The sequence below is a fragment of the Arthrobacter sp. 10T44 genome, assembly GCF_056393885.1.
This window is the reverse complement of record NZ_JBFTGT010000018.1, coordinates 1-5337: the sequence shown is the minus strand read 5'-3', so window position 1 is coordinate 5337 and position 5337 is coordinate 1. Positions and strand designations below refer to the sequence as shown.

The 5337-nt window shown below is 55.5% G+C and carries 2 rRNA genes; both read left to right on the top strand.

From position 1 onward, the window contains the following. Positions 1–182: 182 nt before the first annotated feature. Positions 183–1709, top strand: a 16S ribosomal RNA gene (locus AC1DBL_RS16690). Positions 1710–2206: 497 nt separating this feature from the next. Continuing rightward, positions 2207–5330, top strand: a 23S ribosomal RNA gene (locus AC1DBL_RS16685). Together the 16S and 23S rRNA genes form the textbook arrangement of a ribosomal RNA operon. Positions 5331–5337: the final 7 nt, after the last annotated feature.

Below are 5337 nucleotides of genomic sequence, written 5' to 3'. Positions count from 1 at the left end.
TGTGTCTGTTGTTTGAGAACTCAATAGTGTGCCAAGTTTGTTGATACCAATTTTGTATTGAATTGGTTGATTGTGCCGGGCCTGCCACCCCGTGGTTGGGTYCGGTGTTTTTAGCTGGTTTCAAATTTTGTGCATTGTGTTTATCCCGTTTTCCCGGGGTTGCATGGTGTGTCTGTTTTACTTCAACGGAGAGTTTGATCCTGGCTCAGGATGAACGCTGGCGGCGTGCTTAACACATGCAAGTCGAACGATGATCCGGTGCTTGCACCGGGGATTAGTGGCGAACGGGTGAGTAACACGTGAGTAACCTGCCCTTAACTCTGGGATAAGCCTGGGAAACTGGGTCTAATACCGGATATGACTCCTCATCGCATGGTGGGGGGTGGAAAGCTTTATTGTGGTTTTGGATGGACTCGCGGCCTATCAGCTTGTTGGTGAGGTAATGGCTCACCAAGGCGACGACGGGTAGCCGGCCTGAGAGGGTGACCGGCCACACTGGGACTGAGACACGGCCCAGACTCCTACGGGAGGCAGCAGTGGGGAATATTGCACAATGGGCGCAAGCCTGATGCAGCGACGCCGCGTGAGGGATGACGGCCTTCGGGTTGTAAACCTCTTTCAGTAGGGAAGAAGCGAAAGTGACGGTACCTGCAGAAGAAGCGCCGGCTAACTACGTGCCAGCAGCCGCGGTAATACGTAGGGCGCAAGCGTTATCCGGAATTATTGGGCGTAAAGAGCTCGTAGGCGGTTTGTCGCGTCTGCCGTGAAAGTCCGGGGCTCAACTCCGGATCTGCGGTGGGTACGGGCAGACTAGAGTGATGTAGGGGAGACTGGAATTCCTGGTGTAGCGGTGAAATGCGCAGATATCAGGAGGAACACCGATGGCGAAGGCAGGTCTCTGGGCATTAACTGACGCTGAGGAGCGAAAGCATGGGGAGCGAACAGGATTAGATACCCTGGTAGTCCATGCCGTAAACGTTGGGCACTAGGTGTGGGGGACATTCCACGTTTTCCGCGCCGTAGCTAACGCATTAAGTGCCCCGCCTGGGGAGTACGGCCGCAAGGCTAAAACTCAAAGGAATTGACGGGGGCCCGCACAAGCGGCGGAGCATGCGGATTAATTCGATGCAACGCGAAGAACCTTACCAAGGCTTGACATGGACCGGACCGGGCTGGAAACAGTCCTTCCCCTTTGGGGCCGGTTCACAGGTGGTGCATGGTTGTCGTCAGCTCGTGTCGTGAGATGTTGGGTTAAGTCCCGCAACGAGCGCAACCCTCGTTCCATGTTGCCAGCGCGTAATGGCGGGGACTCATGGGAGACTGCCGGGGTCAACTCGGAGGAAGGTGGGGACGACGTCAAATCATCATGCCCCTTATGTCTTGGGCTTCACGCATGCTACAATGGCCGGTACAAAGGGTTGCGATACTGTGAGGTGGAGCTAATCCCAAAAAGCCGGTCTCAGTTCGGATTGGGGTCTGCAACTCGACCCCATGAAGTCGGAGTCGCTAGTAATCGCAGATCAGCAACGCTGCGGTGAATACGTTCCCGGGCCTTGTACACACCGCCCGTCAAGTCACGAAAGTTGGTAACACCCGAAGCCGGTGGCCTAACCCCTTGTGGGAGGGAGCTGTCGAAGGTGGGACTGGCGATTGGGACTAAGTCGTAACAAGGTAGCCGTACCGGAAGGTGCGGCTGGATCACCTCCTTTCTAAGGAGCGCCTACAATCACCGTGCCTCATGTATGTGGGTGTGTCGGGGTTGTCAGGAGTACGCCCGTTGCGCAGACGTAAGTTCTGCGGCGGGTGCTCACGGGTGGAATATCAGCAAATAGCGGCCGCATGGTTTGGTCCTTGCCCAGTACGGATGCTTTTGAGTGTCCTGGAACGGTGGGGGCCYGGGTTGTGCGGTTTAGTGTTTGGCACACTGTTGGGTCCTGAGACAACAGGRCCGGGGGGAGGGTGACTTTCTTCCGGGACTTGTGTTTCTGGTTTCCCGGCTGCAGCGAGCATGCAYYGTGYGGGTCCTTTCGGGGGTCCGGGTGTGTGGGGTGTGTGGTACGGGGTTGTTGTTTGAGAACTACATAGTGGACGCGAGCATCTTTTATAAGAAGCAATTTCCAAGAATATGAACCTGGATCTGGTTCCATGCCTTCGGGTGTGGGGACGGTTTCATGGTTCTCTCGAAAATTACTCCTTGATCTTTTGTGGTCAAGTTTTTAAGAGCACACGGTGGATGCCTTGGCATTAGGAGCCGAAGAAGGACGTAGGAATCTGCGATAAGCCTGGGGGAGTCGATAACCGGACTGTGATCCCAGGGTGTCCGAATGGGGAAACCCCGCCAGACGCGCGAGTGATCTGGTGACCCGCATCTGAACACATAGGGTGCGTGGAGGGAACGCGGGGAAGTGAAACATCTCAGTACCCGCAGGAAGAGAAAACAATAGTGATTCCGTCAGTAGTGGCGAGCGAACGCGGATCAGGCTAAACCGTTCCATGTGTGATAGCCGGCGGGCGTTGCATGGTCGGGGTTGTGGGACTTTCCGTTCTGTCTCTGCCGGGACAGTGGGGTGAGAGCATGTGCATAGGTGAACGGTCTTGAAAGGCCGGCCAGAGAGGGTGTGAGCCCCGTAACCGAAATGTAGTGTGCCGCCTGGGAAGTATCCCAAGTAGCACGGGGCCCGAGAAATCCCGTGCGAATCTGTCAGGACCACCTGATAAGCCTAAATACTCCCTAATGACCGATAGCGGACCAGTACCGTGAGGGAAAGGTGAAAAGTACCCCGGGAGGGGAGTGAAACAGTACCTGAAACCGTGTGCTTACAATCCGTCGGAGCAACCTTGTAGTTGTGACGGCGTGCCTTTTGAAGAATGAGCCTGCGAGTTAGTGTTACGTCGCGAGGTTAACCCGTGTGGGGAAGCCGTAGCGAAAGCGAGTCTGAACAGGGCGTTGCAGTGGCGTGATCTAGACCCGAAGCGAAGTGATCTACCCATGGCCAGGTTGAAGCGACGGTAAGACGTCGTGGAGGACCGAACCCACTTCAGTTGAAAATGGAGGGGATGAGCTGTGGGTAGGGGTGAAAGGCCAATCAAACTTCGTGATAGCTGGTTCTCCCCGAAATGCATTTAGGTGCAGCGTTGCGTGTTTCTTACCGGAGGTAGAGCTACTGGATGGCTAATGGGCCCTACAAGGTTACTGACGTCAGCCAAACTCCGAATGCCGGTAAGTGAGAGCGCAGCAGTGAGACTGTGGGGGATAAGCTTCATAGTCGAGAGGGAAACAGCCCAGACCACCAACTAAGGCCCCTAAGCGTGTGCTAAGTGGGAAAGGATGTGGAGTTGCGAAGACAACCAGGAGGTTGGCTTAGAAGCAGCCATCCTTAAAAGAGTGCGTAATAGCTCACTGGTCAAGTGATTCCGCGCCGACAATGTAGCGGGGCTCAAGTACACCGCCGAAGTTGTGGCATTCAGATATTAGCTAAGCCCTTGTGGTTCAGGCGTCTGGATGGGTAGGGGAGCGTCGTGTGGGCAGTGAAGTCGCGGTGTAAACCAGCGGTGGAGCCTACACGAGTGAGAATGCAGGCATGAGTAGCGAAAGACGGGTGAGAAACCCGTCCGCCGAATGATCAAGGGTTCCAGGGTCAAGCTAATCTGCCCTGGGTAAGTCGGGACCTAAGGCGAGGCCGACAGGCGTAGTCGATGGACAACGGGTTGATATTCCCGTACCGGCGAAAAACCGCCCATGCTGAACAGGGGATACTAACCGCCCGAGACCTGCCCGATCACCCTTGTGGTGTGAGGGTTTTGGTGGAGCGCGGGACCTGATCCTGGGAGGCAAGCGTATTAACAGGTGTGACGCAGGAAGGTAGCCGAGCCGGGCGATGGTTGTCCCGGTCTAAGGATGTAGGGCGAACGGTAGGCAAATCCGCCGTTCATGATGCCTGAGACCCGACGGGACCCCCGTATGGGGGGATTCGGTGATCCTATGCTGCCTAGAAAAGCATCGACGCGAGGTTTTAGCCGCCCGTACCCCAAACCGACACAGGTGATCAGGTAGAGAATACTAAGGCGATCGAGAGAATTATGGTTAAGGAACTCGGCAAAATGCCCCCGTAACTTCGGGAGAAGGGGGGCCCCCATCGTGATGGACACAAGCTGTCCGGAGCGTGCAGGGGCCGCAGAGACCAGGGGGAAGCGACTGTTTACTAAAAACACAGGTCCGTGCGAAGTCGCAAGACGATGTATACGGACTGACTCCTGCCCGGTGCTGGAAGGTTAAGAGGACCGGTTAGCCGCAAGGCGAAGCTGAGAATTTAAGCCCCAGTAAACGGCGGTGGTAACTATAACCATCCTAAGGTAGCGAAATTCCTTGTCGGGTAAGTTCCGACCTGCACGAATGGAGTAACGACTTCCCCGCTGTCTCAACCATAAACTCGGCGAAATTGCAGTACGAGTAAAGATGCTCGTTACGCGCAGCAGGACGGAAAGACCCCGAGACCTTTACTATAGTTTGGTATTGGTGTTCGGAGTGGCTTGTGTAGGATAGGTGGGAGACGTTGAAGCCCGGACGCCAGTTCGGGTGGAGTCATCGTTGAAATACCACTCTGGTCACTTTGGACATCTAACTTCGGCCCGTAATCCGGGTCAGGGACAGTGCCTGATGGGTAGTTTAACTGGGGCGGTTGCCTCCTAAAAAGTAACGGAGGCGCCCAAAGGTTCCCTCAGCCTGGTTGGCAATCAGGTGTCGAGTGTAAGTGCACAAGGGAGCTTGACTGTGAGAGAGACATCTCGAGCAGGGACGAAAGTCGGGACTAGTGATCCGGCGGTACATTGTGGAATGGCCGTCGCTCAACGGATAAAAGGTACCTCGGGGATAACAGGCTGATCTTGCCCAAGAGTCCATATCGACGGCATGGTTTGGCACCTCGATGTCGGCTCGTCGCATCCTGGGGCTGGAGTAGGTCCCAAGGGTTGGGCTGTTCGCCCATTAAAGCGGTACGCGAGCTGGGTTTAGAACGTCGTGAGACAGTTCGGTCCCTATCCGCTGCGCGCGCAGGAAATTTGAGAAGGGCTGTCCTTAGTACGAGAGGACCGGGACGGACGAACCTCTGGTGTGTCAGTTGTACTGCCAAGTGCACCGCTGATTAGCTACGTTCGGATGGGATAACCGCTGAAAGCATCTAAGCGGGAAGCTCGCTTCGAGATGAGATTTCCATACACCTTGTGTGTGAGAGGCCCCCAGCCAGACCACTGGGTTGATAGGCCGGATGTGGAAGCGAGGACTAACGACTCGTGAAGCTGACCGGTACTAATAGGCCGATAACTTACACCACACACTCC